Raw genomic sequence first — 18,331 nt, 5'->3', positions numbered from 1 at the left:
TTTTTAATCCTCCTAGGCTCAATCCGTAAATTTCCTTAGATCAAGCTTTACTTGGATAAGGTGTTTTTTATAGGCATTGAATTTAGTATCAAATTCTTCTTTTACAATGCTGCCGGCAATAAACTTGTCTTCAAGCTCAATCATTTTATTTACTAGCGTTGCCCGCTTAATAAGTAACTGCTGAAAATTCTTTTCATCATTGTCAATCTGTATGGTTTCTGATTCGCGAGCTTTTTTAACGATAAAAAAGAAATAATAATAAAGCCAAGCCAGCAAAATGGCTCCTAGCACAATCATTAATATATGAGGATTAAATTCTCGAAGTGGTGAATCATACCACATTCTTAAGTGTCCAGGATTGTGGAAAGAAGGGGCAGATCTCGTAAACTCTGAATCTGCTGCTAATAATAGAAACATTAAATATCGCCCTTCCTTTCATTTCTATACGCATAGAGTTCCGTTTCTATTTCATTTTCGATTTGTTGTATAACCTCTTCATGTACATTTGGCATACTGCTAATTTTACTAGTAATTCTAGTTTCTGATTTCATAATATCGGCAACCATTTTCTCGTATGTCGATTTCATCGTTCTATAATCGATTTCAGATAACTTGTGCATCTTATAATCCATTTCAATTTCATTTAAGGTTGCATACAATTCCTTTTTGGTTAGAGCATCATCAAACGCCATCACCTGATGGTCTATATTATCAACTGTCCTTTGCATAAAAGGAGAAAAAATGATGTACAGGCAGCCAATAACTAACAGTGCACTAGCAATGATTGTAACCATATTCATTTGATCACTTCCTAAAAATACTTTTTACGTTCCTCTTCGATCATTGACAAAAATATTTCATTTTCCATTTCATCTATTGCTTGACAACTAGTGGTAGTTTTAGGTTGATTATTCCTCATTTGTACAAATCTAATAATAATATAGTAGACCAAAATAGAAGCAAGAATAAAAAGGACGAATGGTGTGATCCATGCTGTTAAACTAAAGCCTTGTTTTAAAGGCGCTTTTAACGCCTCTTCACCCATTTGATCAACATAATAATCTAATATCTCATCCTTCTTCATGCCACTATCGAGCATTTCGGCTACTTCTTCATAGTAGAGCTGTTTAACGGAGCAAGTTGCCAGATCATCATTACCATGGCCTTCCATATCTAGCATTGATACAATAGATTGAAAGTCTTTACGGCTATAATCAAACTCAGCTGCTAAAATCGTATTGGTCATTAAAAGTAATGGCAGTAATAATACGAGTATTCGATATTTCAAGAGCTTGCGCCCCCTTTCATTACTAGGAAACTTTTCGGTCTGCGCCTGTATATCTAGGAGTAATTTGATTGTATTTCCCTCCCAAGATGGCAAATAGTGTACCGAAAATGACTACAATGCCACCAGTCCAAATCCACTTTACTAGCGGATTTATGCGAATAACGAATGTAGCCCGTTTATCCTGCTCCCATGCGCTGATTACTGTATATAAATCTTCTTCCCAGCTAGAAAGCAATGCTACATTAGTAGAAGGTTGGTCCCAGCTGCCAAAGAAGATTTTTTCGGGCTGAACATCGCCAATATATTTACCATCTTTTTCTACTGCAAGAACTGCATATACAATATCATTGATTCCTTCGCGCTTTTGAGCTAATTCTTTATAGATAATTTTATAATCAAGGACCTCAATGCTTTCACCTATCCTTATTGTTTTCATAGTTTCTACATCAAAATTTTGTGTACCGATAATTCCAATCGCCATTAGTGCAATACCAAAATGAACAATATAACCTCCATAGCGTCGGCGGTTTTTTGACATCAGCATTGCTAAAGCTACTGGATACGATTCTTTTGTTACGGAACGTCTTGCCAATATTCCACGATATACCTCTAACAAATGTGTTAGGAGCATGAACGCTACAATACTGAATGAAATGAGTGGATAAGATCCCCGTACACCAAATACAAATAATAAAACAGCAACTACAATACTAAGGATGGCAGGAATTAAAAAGTTCTTTTGTAAATTTTTCACCGTGGACTTCTGCCACGCAATTAACGGACAAACGGCCATTACAAACAGCAATGCCAGTAAAATAGGTGACATAACTGTATTGAAGAAAGGAACACCTACTGTTACTTTTGTACCTCTTACAGCTTCTGAAACTAGCGGGAATATTGTACCCCAGAAAACTGCAAAAGTAGCACCTACCAAAATTAGATTATTAATTAAGAAACTACTTTCCTTAGAAAGAAATGATTCAAACTGCCCACTATCTTTTTTTAATAGGTGATAGCGGCTCATCATCACATACAAGGCAAAAATCACAGCGAATGCCATAAAGATCAAGAAGTAGGTGCCTAAATTGGAATCCCCAAAAGCATGAACAGATGTTAATACACCGCTCCGAACTAGGAAAGTACCAAAGAGTGTTAAAGCATAGGATAAGATGATTAAACTTAAGTTCCAAACTTTTAACATTTGTTTACGTTCTTGAATCATCACCGAATGTAGAAAGGCTGTTACAGTAAGCCATGGCATGAAGGATGCATTTTCAACTGGGTCCCATGCCCAATAGCCACCCCAACCGAGTTCTAAATATGCCCACCAACCACCTATCACGTTTCCAAGGGTGAGAAATAACCATGCTAGTAAGGTCCAGCGTCTAGTCATCTTAATCCAGAACGAGTCAACATTTTTAAGTATTAGAGCTGCTATCGCAAATGCAAACGGTACGGCCATTCCCACATATCCAAGGTATAATGTTACTGGATGTAAAATCATCCCTGGATCCTGCAGCATCGGATTTAATCCTTTACCTTCGGTTGGGATCGTCTCGTTTAGTTCAAAAGGTTTTGCTGTTGTTAATAAAACGAAATAGAAGAAAATAGTATTTCCTAGTAAGATAGAGGAAATATAAGGTACCATTGGGTTTCCCTTCATCTTGTTAGAGAAGGTAATCATGGCATTGTACATAGTTAAAAAGAATGTCCATAATAACAATGACCCTGCATTTCCTGCCCATAATGCACAAAGTTTATAAATTAGTGGTAAATCACTGCTTGTATACCCAGAGACATATTTGAATTGCATTTGGCTAGTACCTAATGCATAGAATAATAGTGTCATTGCGATACTAGTCAAGAAAAACATGACTAGAACACTGTTTTTCCCACTATTAATCCATTTTTGATTCTGTTTACGAATTCCTACTATGAAAGCGATAATGGCATATATCGAGATTGCAAAGCCTAGGTAGATGATTGCATTTCCGATGATGTACATTGCGGTTCTCCTTTATTCTACGTCCTAATAGCGTTTAGTTAGCTTGTTCTTTTATCTGTTTATGGAGCTCAGGGTCATATTTCTCTGGATCTTCTCCTTCGTATTTTGAGGGACATTTTGTTTGTACCTTTTCTGCGTTAAACGACCCATCATCATTAACATAACCCTCGAGAATAACAATGACCCCTTCACTAAAGTTATCTGGCTTAACTCCTTTATGGGTAACATGTAGTACGTTTCCTGTTTCATCTGTAATATCGAACCTTAATTCAATTGCGTCAGCATTCCACTTCACACTGTCTTCAATTAAATCACCTTGCGTCATTACATATCTATCCTTATATTGAAGTGGTTGTTTAACAAATTCTTCTAACGTTAATTCTGTACCGCTTGAACCAGGTGTTGCCGCAATCAATAAAATAACAATCCCTATGAAAATAGCGCTAAATCCCATTAGTATTTTAGTATTTTTCTTCATTACTCCCACTCCTATCCCAATTTGGATAATTCCTTTATATACTGCTCTTCATCTAATTCACCAGCTGCTAACATCTTACGTAGTTCCTTTTTATTAAGCAGCTTTTTAGATATAGGCTCTAAACTTTCTCTTTCTTTTGTATGCTTTCTTTTTCTTACAAACCAAGCAATAAAGCAGAAGATGATCAATGCGATTAGGAGAATTCCAAAAGTCATATCTGCGTTGAAAATAGTAGTATCTTTCCTACCTGGTTGCACTGAATTTTCTTGAGTAACATCATCATGTGCTGTTTTTGCATTATCAGATGTAATTTGTTCAACCATTTCCATTGTTGTTAAATCGTCTTCTTTTATATAAGAAAATTCATAGTGTTTCGTCTCACCTTTCTTGATATCTTGATATTGATATAAGTGCATCTTTACACCCATGGAATCAGTAGCTTGTCTGTCAGACTCCGGTACAGTTGTGAATTTTTCGGTATAATAAGGTTCAAATAAGATCAGGTTCATGGATTCTGCATCTGCAAAAGCTTTATAATCGTATGTAAATGATTTTTTCCCTCCAGCAGCAGTAATAGGTGTATAGAAATACTCGATCATTATTTTCTTCGTTGCTCCGGGTGCAATAGGTTCAACAAAGTATAATGTAATATCTTCAGCTTTCTCATTCAAAGTATGTTTAATTTCGTTAACCTCTTCATTTTCAGTAGGGCTGGCCACTAAACTTATGGCCAAATTTTCTATATTAGTTGGAACAGGAATTGTAATTTCAGAAATCAACTTCTCTGTTTGATTTATAAGTGTTCCATGAAAACCTATTAATAGGTTGGGTTCGTTTATATCTTTATTTGGATGTTTATTATATTCAGGCATTAGAACAACAGTTGTTTCTGTAAATGTCAGTGCTTGTGTTTCTGCGTATGTTTGCTGTTGATCTATCATAAAATTAACTACCAATAGTATTATTAAAAGGCACGATAAAAATTTTCTTAAGAATCGATTCAAACATAGTCACTCCTTTAAGTTGAAAATCTACCTTGATTGTATTTGAATTTAAATGTTATTAATATAAGCACAGAACTATTGTCAAAAATCATACATATATTTATTCATAAAGATTTCAACAATAAGCGTGATGTATTTCACTGACATTATTGATTTTGAAGAAAGCTAGATTTATAATAATCATAACTAGTAATTTTCGTGATATTCATCACTAATCCACACAATAAGGGACTTACAACAATTTGCAATTTTTAAACATTAGTAAAAAACAAAAAATATCGTGCAACATTTGTTACACGATACTTTAATTTTTATATTATTGTTGTGCAGGGAAGAAACTATTAGTTGCTTGATCTTTTTTCTTCGTTGTATCCGATTCATCGTATACAGCTTTACGAGCTTTTTCGATTTCAGCTTTTAATTCTTCCATATTGACACCAAGTTTAACTAATTCTTCAGTTGCCAAGATAATGGCTTCGCTTGATGCTTCTGAAGATGTTTTAAGTGAGTCCATTGATCCTTGAGGATTATGGAAACCAGTTGAGTTCTCAGCAGCGATAATGTCCCAGAACCACTGACCTTTTCTAACAAGATCTTGTGCTGCCTTAATTTTAGATTCTGGAGCACCAGCAGTGATCATTCTGTTCACATAATAGTGAGCAGTTGTTGAAATATCCTGTGCTTTATGAAGTGCTTCGAAATTAGTTTCTTGAATAGATTCTACACGATCTTTTAATTCTGCAGCAGTCTTGTCTGCATGGCAAGTACGGCAAGACTGTTCAATTGTCTTCATCGGCGAAGTCCAGTTATGACTTGAAATTTTCTTCTTACCATCCGCACGTTCATATGGCATATGGCAATCTGCACAAGAAACCCCAGCTTTACCGTGTGTTCCATCACTCCATGTTTCGAATTCAGGATGCTGCGCTTTGATCATTGGTGTACCAGAAATATTATGTTTCCAGTCTTGCTTAAAGTTCTCAGCTTTTGCTGTAGTTTCATAATACTCATACATATCTTCAGGTTTAAAACCATTATCCCAAGGGAACGTAACTTCTTTATTACTGTCAGCAAAATGGTATTCTACGTGACATTGTGCACACACATATGTACGCATTTCATTTTTAGTTGGGTTTGAAATATCAATTCCTTGGGCTTCCATTGCTTTAGCAAAGCTTGGTCGAGTAACACGTAGCTCCATTGTTACCGGATCATGGCAGTCTGAGCATCCAATCGGAGAATGTCCCATATTTTCTGCTGCAGGCATAATTTCACCTTTAAAATTTCCTCCCCAGTAATCGTCACCTAATTCATCAATTAATTGTGGCACAGCTGTTGATTTACAAGTTAAGCATGAACCGATAGACTTATCATTAATACGTAAAGTTTTCATATCTTCAATAGCGTAAACGTGACCGCGATCTTCATTATAGTCAAGGGCAAATCCGTATCCATTAAATAAAATCGGTAAGTATGGCTCTTTACTATGATCAAATTTAGAAGTCGGTACAGATCCTGCATACTTTGTATCCTGCATATCTTGTGTGCGCATATAACTTTCATATTGTAATGGGAATAGATCCTTAAATGCTTCGTTGCTGATTTCTTCTGGCGATAAACCAGTGTTCAGTGTTTCCGAAGCGTTTGTATTATCAGCAGTTTTTGTTCCACATGCTGCCATTATAGCCATTGAAAAAATAGCTACTGCTGTTAGCATGAGAAAACGCTTCAAATTACTCATTTGCTACGCCATCCTCTCTACCTTTAATTTCATACTCTCCTGGTGCGTTCCACTCGTCAGTTTTGAGCTTGTTCTTTTTACCGTGAGGGACCTGTCTGTGACAATTGATACATTTGTCTTTGGAATTGTGTTCTACTGTCTGTATTGTGTTTTGATGGCAGCTAATACAGTTCTCTTGTACTACATCTTCGGTTGCCTGTTTGGCATGAATTACATCTGGAATCTCATCCACATTTAATGTATTCATATACACATCATGCGCACCTGCTTTTGCTTTGAACATATACTTGCTCACAATATTGTCTGTTGGAGCATGGCATTCGTTACAAGCAATATCAGCATGCACAGAATCAGAGAAACTGCTATAAGCCGTATCCATTGGATGACATGTTGAGCAAAAATCAGCTGTATCCGTGTAGTGCAATGCTTCTGCACTTGCAGCAGCTAAGACAATACCAAAAAATAGTCCTATTAATAATAGGAGTTTTTTATCAAGTGTCTTAAACTTCTCAAACATGTTTCTCACTCCTTTCTCTAGTTTTTTTGTGAGGAATGGTATTCTTTCACACTAAAACATTAGCATGTTAAGGAAAACTAAAGCCTAGGCAATTGTAGCAAATCATTGAACAAAATAAGGCAAACTTTTGAATGAGATATTAATGAAAAAAATATCATCGTAAACGTTGGTACTATAATTTTCTATCATAAAAACATTACAAACTATCTTGCTAGTATTAATGAATTTTTTATGAATAATTGGTGATCAAAATATTTCCCGCAAAGTGAAATTATGCAAAATATTAGAAAAACACGTCAGTTGCCCTTTAACGAAGTTAAACTACCCATCGGTGTGAAAAAAGCGTTGTAGTGGTAACGAATAGAGACTATTCGGGCCCTTCTGCGAGCCAAAAAGGAGTGTAGTGGTATCGAATAGATTCTATTCGGGCCCGTCGGCGAGGAAAAAGGAGTGTAGTGGTAACGAATAGACTCTATTCGGGCCCGTCTGCGAGCAAAAAGGAGTGTAGTGGTATCGAATAGATATATTCGGGCCCGTCTGGCGAGGAAAAAGTAGTGTAGTGGTAACGAATAGATTCTATTCGTTACCGTCTGCGAGCAAAAGGCAGTGTAGTGGTAACGAATAGACTCTATTCGGGCCCATCGGCGAGCAAAAAGGAGTGTAGTGGTAACGAATAGAGGCTATTCGGGCCCTTCTGCGAGCAAAAAGGAGTGTAGTGGTAACGAATAGAGGCTATTCGGGCCCTTCTGCGAGCAAAAAGGAGTGTAGTGGTAACGAATAGAGGCTATTCGGGCCCTTCGGCGAGCCAAAGCCAGTTTAGTGGTAACGAATAGAGGCTATTCGGGGCCCTTCTGCGAGCAAAAAGGAGTGTAGTGGTATCGAATAGAGGCTATTCGGGCCCTTCTGCGAGCCAAAGCCAGTTTAGTGGTAACGAATAGACTCTATTCGTGCCCTTCGGCGAGCAAAAAGTAGTTTAGCGGTATCGAATAGAGGCTAATTGTGCCCGTCGGCGAGGAAAAAGCGTTCTAGTGGTAACGAATAGACTCTATTCGGGCCCATCGGCGAGCAAAAAGGAGTGTAGTGGTAACGAATAGACTCTATTCGGGCCCATCGGCGAGCAAAAGGCAGTTTAGTGGTAACGAATAGATTCTATTCGGGCCCGTCGGCGAGCAAAAGGTAGTTTAGTGGTAACGAATAGATTCTATTCGGGCCCGTCGGCGAGGAAAAAGTAGTGTAGTGGTAACGAATAGACTCTATTCGGGCCCGTCTGCGAGTAAAAGGCAGTTTAGTGGTAACGAATAGATTCTATTCGTTACCGTCTGCGAGCCAAAGCCAGTTTAGTGGTAACGAATAGACTCTATTCGTGCCCTTCTGCGGGAAAAAAGCGTTGTAGAGATAACGAATAGAGGCTATTCGGGCCCGTCGGCGAGCCAAAGCCAGTTTAGTGGTAACGAATAGACTCTATTCGTGCCTACAAAAAAAGAGGTCAAACCACTTTCGGTTTGACCTCTTTTATAATATTACTCTTGATCCTCGATCTTATTGCGTAATATTTTCTCTTTAGTAAAAAAATAAAATGAGCCAGTTAGAAATGCAACTGTTATCCCCATCAAAACGGTTAACTGGTTATCAGTTATACCTTCATGTGGAATGATTACACTTAAGTATAAGAAAACACTAAAAACTAATAAAGTAGTTGCAAATGTATGATAATCTTTTATTTTAGATTTAATTTCTTTAATAGTAGTAGAAGTCATTGTTAATCCTCCCCATCCTGCAATGTTTCTCTTCATAACTTTATCATGAATTTGCATAGAATGAGGTATGTAATTATCACCAACAATGCCTCTAGTTGCTAATTCTGTGGTATAAGCTCTTCAATCATATTTAATATTAACGTTGATGAATGAAGTGCAGCCTTTTCAAGGAATTGTTCAAAGGATGTGTTAGAGTTCTTCCCTGCAATATCTGACAGTGCACGAATAATAACAAATGGAACATTGAACAAATGACACACTTGCGCAATTGCTGCTGCTTCCATTTCAACAGCAAATAAGTTATCAAATTTGTTACGGACAAACTCTACTCTCTCAGGATTATCCATGAAGGAGTCTCCTGTTACAATTAATCCTTTTGCCACTTGAATATCAGTTATATTAGTTGCGGCTTTTTCAGCTATTTTAACTAAATCATCGTTTGGAGTAAATCCAGCAGGCATTTTAGGAACTTGACCATATTCATATCCAAATGCTGTAACATCAACATCATGATGTCTGACATCGGTTGAGATGACTATATCACCAACATTTAAATCTGCATGATAACCGCCAGCAGAGCCAGTGTTGATCACATAAGCTGGATTAAAATGATCTATTAACAAGGTTGTACCTACTGCAGCATTTACTTTTCCAATTCCTGATTTTAATAGCACTACATCTAGATTTTGAATTTTCCCAAGAGTGAATTCACTACCAGCTATTGTAATATCTTCAGCATCTTGAATGCTCTCCTTCAATATCTTAACTTCCTCATCCATTGCTCCAATAATTCCAATTTTCACGTTTAAACCTCATTTCACTGTATACATATTTTTTATAGTAACTATTTTTGCACTATAGTTAGTAGGGGTATACCTCCTACTGACGGAATTTTCTCTTTATGATATATTTTGGGTACGGTCACTATTATACGGTTTATTATTGGTAAAGCGCAAGCGTCGTAATAGCCAACAAAAAGGAGAGAAGAAACATGGAATTTAAAATTGAGGTAATAGAAGACAAGGTGGAGTTCTTTGAGGCATTTGATTTAAAAACCTTAGAAAAAAAAATTAATGAACAGATTGAGCATAATCGCGCTATACTTCTCCAAGTACATGCGGTCCAACACCAATCCCATATTGATGTTGAATCAGGAAAAACCTATTATACGGCTGTTGTTCACTTTAAACTGAAAAAAGTATAGAAGAAGGTAGCGTATCACGCTACCTTTAATAAGCTGACTTATAAACCAATTTCTTAAGTTACTAGTAAATGTAAATTCTGTAATGAAATAAAAAAGTTTTATTACTCGCTAACTTCATTATGATCTGTTTTAGGTAGACGGTCATTTTCAGCTAATTCTTCAACGGACACTGGTTTCCAGCCTTTATTTTGAACCCATTCCAGTTGGACTCGGTAATAGGATTGTTGATCCTTAGTACTTATAGTTGAAACAGCTTTATCGGGACCTCCGCCATTACCTAACCACCAAACAATCATACTGTCTTTTGAAAGACCCGTAGCTGTGGTGATTGCACTCATCATTTCTTCCCAATCCTGAGAACCTTTTGTAAAATCAGTTACATGTGGACCTTCTTGTGTAGTTGCTGTTGTTTCCCAGTCCTCTTCAATAACTTGAATAACATTTTCCTCATCTTGAAAGTCTTGTGTATTGATATTATTATCGTGCTCTGTTTCTAGTTTATCACTTTCTGTCTCTATTTCCTCACTAACTGCTGTAATATCATTATGAGCAGAGTTATCGGACTCTATATTATTCGTATTTTCTTCCGGTGATTTAGAATTCTCTATGTCTTCATTATTTTCTACTTTTTCTTCTTGACTAGCAACTTGCGTTTCATCAACTGGAACAGCTACCTCACTGTCTTGCGTAAAAAGGCTAATTACAGTAATAAGAACTACTAAACCTAAAATCCCAATAACTCCTGAGACGATTAACTTCATTTTACGACGCCTAGCTTTATTTTGAAAACGTGGACCTTCATATAAATCCTCAAAATCATATTTCATGCTTGCCCCTCATTTCTTCCCATAGTGTGCATTGAAGATCATACAAATTATTCTACCATTTATTCACAATATCATAAAGTAATTTACTACTACAGTTCTATTACAAACTAGTAACAAAAGCGCTAGTTATATTAATGACACTAGCGCGCTTTACTTTGCAATCCACTATTATGAATGTCTAATTCATAAAGACCTTGAACTAGTTGTTCAAAGACATTATACGTTTTTGACTGTTGATCATGCACATCCAATTCGACAACAACTAATGCATATTTAGGTTGTTGTGCCGGAAAATACCCAGCAAACCATTTATTGACTAGTCCGTTTCGTCCAGTTTCAGCTGTACCTGATTTTCCAGCTACTTGATAGGGTAAATTTCGAAAACGACTGCCTGTACCGGATGTAACTACAGCTCTTAATAATTTTTGAAGGTGCTCAATTCCATAGGATGAAATTTTTTCTCCTTCTAGATCTTGATTATTGAACGCATAAAGACTTGTGCCATTTTTATATAATATCTCAGAAACGGAACGAACCTCTTTTCTTTGTCCACCACGTGCGATAGTAGCCATCATATTTGCAATCGCAAGCGGACTAATCTTCGCTTCTTTTTGCCCAATGGCTGTTTGATTAATAGCCTTTTTTACCATCTTATCTTTTGGGTCACCCCAAATTTGACCTTGTTTTTCTTCAGGAAATTGTTTAAAGTTAGTAAAATGAAAAACATCACCGCTCCATCCAACTAAACCTGTTAAGCCTAGTTTACTTGCATATTCATCAAGAATATTTTCATTATCTGCGATCATTTCTTCGGCTAATTTAGCAAATGTATAATTACAGCTTTGCGCAAAACTTTCTTCAAAGTTCAATGACCCTAGTTTACGTTGACTTGTTCCTTCACCGTATAAATCTAAATCACAATTAAACAATCTTCCTCGGAGTTTTGCATTTTTTTCAAGAGCTGCTGCTGCTGTTACAATTTTAAATACAGAACCAGGGATTTGTGGTTCGATTATATTATTAATTCCTCCCGAATCAGCAAAAGGGTTATTGGGATTCATTTTGGGACGACTTGCCATCGCTAATACATCACTAGTCTCTACATCAAGTAGGACTATCCCACCCTTCTTGATTTGGTATTGATCAATGTACTTTTCTGCCATTTCTTGAATTGCTTTATCAATAGTTGTTTTAACAGCAGTAGGATAAAATGGATTGGCAGGTGCAGTGTATTTTACCTCAAGTCCAAATAATGGTCCACCTAGTTGATCAACGTGATAAAGTAGCTTGGATTCCCCTTCAGGCAATAAAAACTCATCAAATGCTCTTTGCAGTCCTGTAATTCCAATTTTAGTATCATAAGATATCATTCCTTGCTTTAATTTATCCTCGTATTTTTCTTCAATTAATTTCTTATTTTCACGAACCATGCCAATCAAATGTTCACTAATAATTTCCTCTTCCTTCACTTGCTGGTATAAAGCAAACACTCCAGGAACTTTTAAAGCATTTATTTTTTCTTGCTGTTGTTCGGTGAGCTTAATAGGTTGATCGCCCCCAAAAGCAAATGGATCATTTGCATTATTAACAGCGGTTTCTAATGCTGGCTTTGGTATCCCTGTAATCATTGCAATTTCGTCAGCAGGCCACTCCATATCTTTAAGAAAAGGAAATAATACTAAGCTTGGATAATAATCATGTGTTATCGCCTCTCCATATCGATCTATAAAACGACCTCTACCCAAATCTAAAGTAATTGATTGTGTTCGTTGTTTGACACTAGCTTCAATTAAATTGACATGATGTTTAGAGAAGGACTCAGTTTGTATTAATTGTATTTGTGCTAGTCTTCCAATTAGGCATAGTAAGACTATTGTAATCGTAATGATCATTAATTGTGCTCTTCTTTTTATTTTCATAAAAAAAACACCTCATCTCCATTTTGGACGAGGTGTGCATAATTAAAACGTAAGCGCTCTTATTATTTTACTTCCTTAATTCTTACTTTCATTTCTCCACCTGGAGTTTGAACAATTACTTCATCACCAACATAGCGACCAATTAGACTTTTCGCCATTGGGGAATCGTTGGAAATTTTGCCTTCAAAAGGGTCTGCTTCGGCACTACCAACAATGGTATACTCTTCTTCATCTTCTTCACTACCATCATCATTTAACTCAACAAATTTAACACTTTTTCCTAGTGCCACAAGATTAGGATTTGCACTATCTGATTCAATAATGACAGCATTACGAATCATCTTTTCTAATGTAGCAATTCTTGATTCAACAAATGCTTGTTCATCTTTTGCTGCATCATACTCGGAGTTTTCTGATAAATCCCCAAAACCACGAGCGATTTTTATACGTTCAACCACTTCTTTACGTTTTTCACTTTTTAAGTATTCAAGCTCTTTTATTAACTTTTCTTTTCCTTCTAATGTCATATAATAACTTTTTTCTTCTGCCATATCCCTTCACTCCTTATAACCATGATTTATGTATAAAAAAATGAATAAAAGTATAAAGCCCCCCACAGCTTTATACAATATGTCCAAGTATATACAATCCTATTATAAAATCTCTTTTTCTTCAAGAATTGTTTGAATTTTTGTTGCCATTAAATCAATAGCAACATTATTTTGTCCACCTTCTGGCACGATAATATCTGCATACCGTTTGGTTGGTTCAATAAATTGCATATGCATTGGCCGAACTACTGAAACATACTGCTCAATTACAGCATCAATTTTTCGTCCACGTTCTTTTATGTCTCGTAAAATTCGACGGATAATTCTAATATCAGCGTCTGTATCAACAAAAAGTTTCATATCCATCAAACTTCGAAGACGTTCATCCTCTAAAATTAATATTCCTTCTAGAATAATAACATTCGTAGGATTTACTAAAATAGTTTCATTTGAACGTGTATGCAGCTGATAGTCGTAAACAGGCTTTTCGATGCTTTTGTAATTACATAGCTGTTGGACGTGATCAATCAACAAATCATTATCAAATGCTAGGGGGTGATCGTAGTTTGTTGATAATCGTTCTTCAAACGGTAAGTGGCTTTGATCTTTATAATAATAATCTTGTTCAATAACAACGATATCTTGATTTGAAAACTTTTCATAAATGGCTCTTGTTACCGAGGTTTTACCCGATCCGGAACCACCAGCAATTCCAATTACAATTGGCTTTTTAACTGTCCCCATCTCAAGAGGTACCCCTTCCATTATTACATCTCTTTTCTCATCATGTTATAAAGGTATAATGGTTGATCCACTTTAAAGGTTACGATTTGCAATGGATGTCTAGCTGCATCCACTTCATTTCCCTCTTCATCCCAAATTTTGTCTATTTTCATTCTAAAATTATCGATTTCTGGTCCGAAGAACTCAACTTCATCACCTGGTTTAAAGTAGTTCCTTTGTTGTAAAGTAACCATTTGTGTTTCCTGATTATAATCTAACACCATTCCAACAAAATCAAATTTGGTCTTTTTGCTATGATTTCCAAACATTTGCTCTTTATACCCAGGAACTCCTTCAAAAAAGGCAGGAGCTGTTTCTCGATTTGCACACTTATCAAGCTCTTCTAACCATTCTTGCTTAATTGTAAAATTCTCTGGATCCGCACAATATGCATCAATAACTTTTCGATAGACACTAACAACCGTTGCAACATAATGAATAGATTTCATTCGTCCTTCAATCTTTAAGCTATCAATTCCAAGTTCTATCATTTTTGGAATCGATGCAACTAAATTTAAATCTTTAGGACTCATAGCAAATGGTGCATCCTGTTCATTAAATAAAGGCGTTTCGGTAACATTTCCGTTTTCATCTTCTAAACTATATAAATCATAGTCCCAACGACATGACTGACAACATCCGCCACGATTTGAATCACGTGCAGTCATATGATTACTTAATGTACAACGGCCCGAATAAGCAATACACATTGCGCCATGAATAAAAGTTTCTACTTCAATATCAACTTTTTCTTTAATTTCTCTAATTTCTTCTTCACTTGTTTCTCGCGCTAATACGACCCGTTCTAATCCTTCTTCTTTCCAGAATTGCGTTGCTTTCCAGTTGGCCAACGATTGCTGTGTACTTAAATGTACTTCAAGTTTAGGAGCAACCCTTTTACACGTTTCAATAATCAGTGGATCTGCCACGATAATTCCAGCAACACCCGCTTTTTCTATACCTTGTAAATACTCTTCTAAACCATCGATATTTTCATTATGTGCATAAATATTAGTTGTCACATAAATTCTTGCTCCATATTTATTAGCAAATTTAACACCTTCTGCCATTTCCTCATGTGAAAAGTTATCTGCATTAGAGCGTAGACCATATTCTTGTCCACCAATAAAAACAGCATCTGCTCCATAATGTACAGCTATTTTTAATTTTTCTAAATTCCCTGCTGGAGCAAGTAGTTCAGGTTTTTTTACAATAACTCTTTTTCCATCTATAATTTTAGAAATCTTATCTGTTTGAACAGTCATAACTTACACTCCCTTCTCAATAGACTAACTTGCCTATTAATAAACTGTTTCTTTAAAGAAAAATCCTGTATCTAATGGACGATTAACTGGCTGAATTGCCACAATGTCCGCTAATAGTCGCTCTTTCCTATCTTCATATTCTTCTCGATTTTCTACACATAAATCAATTGCTTCACGATATTTTTTTGTAACTTCAATTATATATTCAGGTGCCTTTAAAATTCCTTCTATTTTTAAGCTGTCAATTTCAGCATCGATTAACTCCTCTAACTCATCAATAATACAAATATCATTTGGGCTCATAATATGTGTTCCATTTTCATCCTCAAAAATAGGATATTTATTATCACGCTCTTTATCATGTAAAAACATATTATGTTGTTTTCCTTTATTCTCTACTTCTAGCATTTTACCTTGGAACTCATAATAATTACCAACTAAGGAGCGTTTAGATTGAAACATTGCCATCATACCATGAACTTGAGCTTCAATTTCAACCTCTGCATTTTCTTTAATTTCAACGATCGCATCCATATTTAGTTCTCTAGCTAAAACAGAACGTGCAGCACCTTTTCGTCCCCAATAGTTACACGTATACCAGTTAGTTGCTGTCGTTTCAGTACTCCAGTGCAACTTCATAGTAGGGGCAGCATCTCGAACTGCCATTAATACAGCTGGATCACCGAAAACAATGGCGTCAGCACCTGCCTCTTGAACAAACTTAATATAATCACCAAGTTCCGCTAGTTTATCATTATGGAAAACCGCATTCATGGCAACATATGCCTTCATTCCGTGTTGATGAGCGGTTTTAATAGCAGTGGTTAAATCATTATGTTTAAACTCCCCAGCCAAACGCAAGCCATAGCGTTCCTCTCCTATGATTACAGCATTTGCACCGGCTTTTGCAAGCTCCTCAATATCATTGACACTTGTAGGAGTTACTAATAATTCTGGTTTTTTCATGTCTTCACCTCTTTCGACTAATTGCAATTCCATCGCCAACAGTTAATATAACAGTTTCGTAATCTTTATGGGTCATAAGCCATTGATTATAGGCTTTAATTTTGTCTATGATAGCTCTGTGTCGTTTATTATCAAGCACAATGTTCTCATTTGCAACGTGACCGCGGAATAATATGTTATCTGAATAAATAGCTCCGTTCTGTGTCATCATCGGACTATACAGCTCAAAAAAACGACGGTATTGACCTTTAGCGGCATCTATAAATAAACAATCATAAGGCCCGTCCATTTCTACTTGTTCTGCCAATTGTAATGCATCCCCAAAGTAAACTTTAATTTGATTTTGTAGATTTAAATTATTAATGTTTTCAATTGCTTTTTCATAACGATGTTGATCGCGCTCAATTGAAATCACATTACTATTCGGCAATGCTCTAGCCATACGAATAGCGGAATAACCAATTGCAGTTCCTATTTCTAATATAGTTTTGGGTTGCTGTAATCGCAATAATTGCAGCATAGCTTCTATGCCCACTAGTTCCATAATAGGAACGCCATGTTCTTTTGCATAGTTCTCTATTTTTGTTATTTCTTCTTCTCTTGCAGGGATGAGTGATTCAATGTAATTTGTTATTTCATTTGGCGTGAACAAGTAAATGAACCTCCTTTAAAACACTCAAGATATTTTATCACAACAACAGGGGGAATGCGAATTAGGAAGCCTCGAATTCCCCCATTCAACATTCCCCTACTCACTTTTTTTGTATTCATCCCACTCATGTCCATATTGGTTAATAGCCCGATTATGTTCATTAAGCGATTTAGAAAAAATGGTTTCCCCATTAGGTCGTGAATAAAAATATAAATAATTAGTTTCACTCGGATTTACCGCAGCTGACATAGACATCTCGCCAGGACTTGCAATTGGACCAGGAGGCAAACCAGGATTTTGATATGTGTTATAAGGTGAATCAACCTCTAAATCATCATAAGTAATTAGCACAGAATGTTTACCTAACGAGTATAAAACTGTTGGGTCCGTTTGTAACGGCATGCCTTGATCTAGTCGATTGTAGAAAACACTGGAAATTTTTTCTCGATCCGCCTTTTGCGTTGCTTCTTCTTCTATAAGAGATGCCATCGTTAAAAATTTGTGCACTGTAAGTCCTTTTTCTTCAAGTTGTCCTGTAAAGCCTGAAACCATTTCTTCTGTTTTAGTAAGCATTTCCTCGATGATAAAATCGATTGATGGATCTTTCTCAAAAAATTGGTACGTTGCAGGGAATAAATACCCCTCTAACGGATATCGAATACTAGGGTCAAATATCTCTTCAGTAATAATGGTTGGGTACTTTTCCATTAACTGTTGAATATAGTCTTTATTATTTAGTTGATCCATTATTTCTTCCACAGAATAATTTGTTTTTTTGGAAATAATCGTTGCCATTTCCTCGATATGTTTGCCTTCAGGTATTGTAATTGAAAATAAAGCTTCTTTTATTACTTTACCTGTTTTTAATTGATCAATAATTTCTTGTATTTCCATCGACGGACTTAACTGATAGTCACCAGCTTGAAAGCCAGATTCATTTTTGAACTTCACATAATATCTGAAAACATTTTCATCTTTAATAAGTCCATTTTCTTCTAATATTCCTGCGATTCCCCGAACAGATGAACCGATTGGAATTGTAACTGTTTTTTCTGATTCATCTTGTACATCAACAGGTTTTAAAGCAGAAGTAATATATAGATAACCACCTATGACTACTGCAAGAAAAATTATAATTAAAACTGATAAAATGACTAGTACAATTTTACGTACGATTCGAGCTTCATGCTCTCGATCTTGTAGCTTATTGTGATAATCTGTTTCATCCGATTTAGATATATTCAAAATTATCCCCCCTTCATTCGTATTATTATACTATATAGTTCAAATATTTCGAGGGATTTTTTGTTAGAGATGCTCGAATTTTATCTAAAATAGGAGAAAAAAGCTATCAGCATATATGAAGATACTTCT

The 18,331-nt window shown here is 35.9% G+C and carries 19 protein-coding genes; 1 reads left to right on the top strand and 18 read right to left on the bottom strand.

Annotated elements, in window-relative coordinates; translation table 11 throughout:
* Window positions 1-18: 18 nt before the first annotated feature.
* The 10 genes from C1724_RS04265 to mtnN all read right to left on the bottom strand — a co-directional run bounded on the left by C1724_RS04265 (window position 19) and on the right by mtnN (window position 9,593).
* The gene (locus C1724_RS04265) at window positions 19-417 is read right to left on the bottom strand and encodes a hypothetical protein (RefSeq protein WP_102345486.1); all 399 of its coding nucleotides are present in this window, start codon (window positions 415-417) and stop codon (window positions 19-21) included.
* Complete coding sequence (locus tag C1724_RS04260; RefSeq protein ID WP_102345485.1) at window positions 417-800, bottom strand: hypothetical protein; 384 nt, start codon at window positions 798-800, stop codon at window positions 417-419. The genes C1724_RS04265 and C1724_RS04260 overlap by 1 nt, the downstream gene beginning before the upstream one ends.
* An 11-nt stretch (window positions 801-811) precedes the next feature.
* Window positions 812-1,288, bottom strand: coding sequence for a cytochrome c-type biogenesis protein CcmH (locus tag C1724_RS04255; RefSeq protein ID WP_102345484.1), 477 nt, complete (start codon window positions 1,286-1,288; stop codon window positions 812-814).
* A gap of 22 nt (window positions 1,289-1,310) precedes the next feature.
* Complete coding sequence (locus C1724_RS04250) at window positions 1,311-3,293, bottom strand: heme lyase CcmF/NrfE family subunit (protein WP_102345483.1); 1,983 nt, start codon at window positions 3,291-3,293, stop codon at window positions 1,311-1,313.
* A 34-nt stretch (window positions 3,294-3,327) separates the two neighbouring features.
* The gene (locus tag C1724_RS04245) at window positions 3,328-3,771 is read right to left on the bottom strand and encodes a cytochrome c maturation protein CcmE (protein WP_102345482.1); all 444 of its coding nucleotides are present in this window, start codon (window positions 3,769-3,771) and stop codon (window positions 3,328-3,330) included.
* 11 nt (window positions 3,772-3,782) lie between these two features.
* On the bottom strand, window positions 3,783-4,712 hold the full coding sequence (locus C1724_RS04240; protein WP_102345481.1) for a hypothetical protein: 930 nt from the start codon (window positions 4,710-4,712) through the stop codon (window positions 3,783-3,785).
* A 379-nt stretch (window positions 4,713-5,091) separates the two neighbouring features.
* Entirely contained in the window at window positions 5,092-6,516 is a 1,425-nt protein-coding gene (locus tag C1724_RS04235) for an ammonia-forming cytochrome c nitrite reductase subunit c552 (protein ID WP_102345480.1), read from the bottom strand.
* Window positions 6,509-7,033, bottom strand: coding sequence for a NapC/NirT family cytochrome c (locus C1724_RS04230; protein ID WP_102345479.1), 525 nt, complete (start codon window positions 7,031-7,033; stop codon window positions 6,509-6,511). The genes C1724_RS04235 and C1724_RS04230 overlap by 8 nt, the downstream gene beginning before the upstream one ends.
* Window positions 7,034-8,553: 1,520 nt before the next feature.
* Window positions 8,554-8,790, bottom strand: coding sequence for a YrhC family protein (locus tag C1724_RS04225; protein WP_180994114.1), 237 nt, complete (start codon window positions 8,788-8,790; stop codon window positions 8,554-8,556).
* Between the two features lie 98 nt (window positions 8,791-8,888).
* Window positions 8,889-9,593 carry a 5'-methylthioadenosine/S-adenosylhomocysteine nucleosidase gene (gene mtnN / locus C1724_RS04220; protein WP_102345477.1) on the bottom strand — a complete coding sequence of 235 codons (705 nt, stop codon included), beginning with the start codon at window positions 9,591-9,593 and terminating at the stop codon, window positions 8,889-8,891.
* A 188-nt stretch (window positions 9,594-9,781) separates the two neighbouring features.
* Here mtnN and C1724_RS04215 point away from each other — a divergent pair, with 188 nt between their 5' ends.
* Complete coding sequence (locus tag C1724_RS04215; protein WP_102345476.1) at window positions 9,782-9,994, top strand: YrzA family protein; 213 nt, start codon at window positions 9,782-9,784, stop codon at window positions 9,992-9,994.
* Between the two features lie 101 nt (window positions 9,995-10,095).
* On the opposite strand, the gene C1724_RS04210 is transcribed toward C1724_RS04215, so the two are convergent.
* From C1724_RS04210 to mltG, 8 genes are all read right to left on the bottom strand, one after another.
* Window positions 10,096-10,821, bottom strand: coding sequence for a YrrS family protein (locus tag C1724_RS04210; protein WP_102345475.1), 726 nt, complete (start codon window positions 10,819-10,821; stop codon window positions 10,096-10,098).
* 140 nt (window positions 10,822-10,961) lie between these two features.
* Window positions 10,962-12,740 carry a peptidoglycan D,D-transpeptidase FtsI family protein gene (locus C1724_RS04205; RefSeq protein ID WP_102345474.1) on the bottom strand — a complete coding sequence of 593 codons (1,779 nt, stop codon included), beginning with the start codon at window positions 12,738-12,740 and terminating at the stop codon, window positions 10,962-10,964.
* A gap of 62 nt (window positions 12,741-12,802) precedes the next feature.
* Window positions 12,803-13,291 carry a transcription elongation factor GreA gene (gene greA, locus C1724_RS04200; protein ID WP_102345473.1) on the bottom strand — a complete coding sequence of 163 codons (489 nt, stop codon included), beginning with the start codon at window positions 13,289-13,291 and terminating at the stop codon, window positions 12,803-12,805.
* A gap of 102 nt (window positions 13,292-13,393) precedes the next feature.
* Window positions 13,394-14,035 carry a uridine kinase gene (udk, locus tag C1724_RS04195; protein ID WP_102346727.1) on the bottom strand — a complete coding sequence of 214 codons (642 nt, stop codon included), beginning with the start codon at window positions 14,033-14,035 and terminating at the stop codon, window positions 13,394-13,396.
* A 23-nt stretch (window positions 14,036-14,058) separates the two neighbouring features.
* Complete coding sequence (locus C1724_RS04190; RefSeq protein WP_102345472.1) at window positions 14,059-15,339, bottom strand: peptidase U32 family protein; 1,281 nt, start codon at window positions 15,337-15,339, stop codon at window positions 14,059-14,061.
* Window positions 15,340-15,375: 36 nt separating this feature from the next.
* Complete coding sequence (locus C1724_RS04185) at window positions 15,376-16,305, bottom strand: peptidase U32 family protein (RefSeq protein ID WP_102345471.1); 930 nt, start codon at window positions 16,303-16,305, stop codon at window positions 15,376-15,378.
* A gap of 4 nt (window positions 16,306-16,309) precedes the next feature.
* The gene (locus C1724_RS04180; RefSeq protein ID WP_102345470.1) at window positions 16,310-16,957 is read right to left on the bottom strand and encodes an O-methyltransferase; all 648 of its coding nucleotides are present in this window, start codon (window positions 16,955-16,957) and stop codon (window positions 16,310-16,312) included.
* 96 nt (window positions 16,958-17,053) lie between these two features.
* Complete coding sequence (gene mltG, locus C1724_RS04175) at window positions 17,054-18,202, bottom strand: endolytic transglycosylase MltG (protein WP_374703420.1); 1,149 nt, start codon at window positions 18,200-18,202, stop codon at window positions 17,054-17,056.
* Window positions 18,203-18,331: the final 129 nt, after the last annotated feature.

It is taken from the genome of Bacillus sp. Marseille-P3661 (genome assembly GCF_900240995.1).
In the GTDB taxonomy this organism is placed as follows: Bacteria; Bacillota; Bacilli; order Bacillales; family Bacillaceae_J; genus OESV01.
Note: the sequence above shows the minus strand (reverse complement) of the source record. Positions and strands in the feature narration are given on the sequence as shown.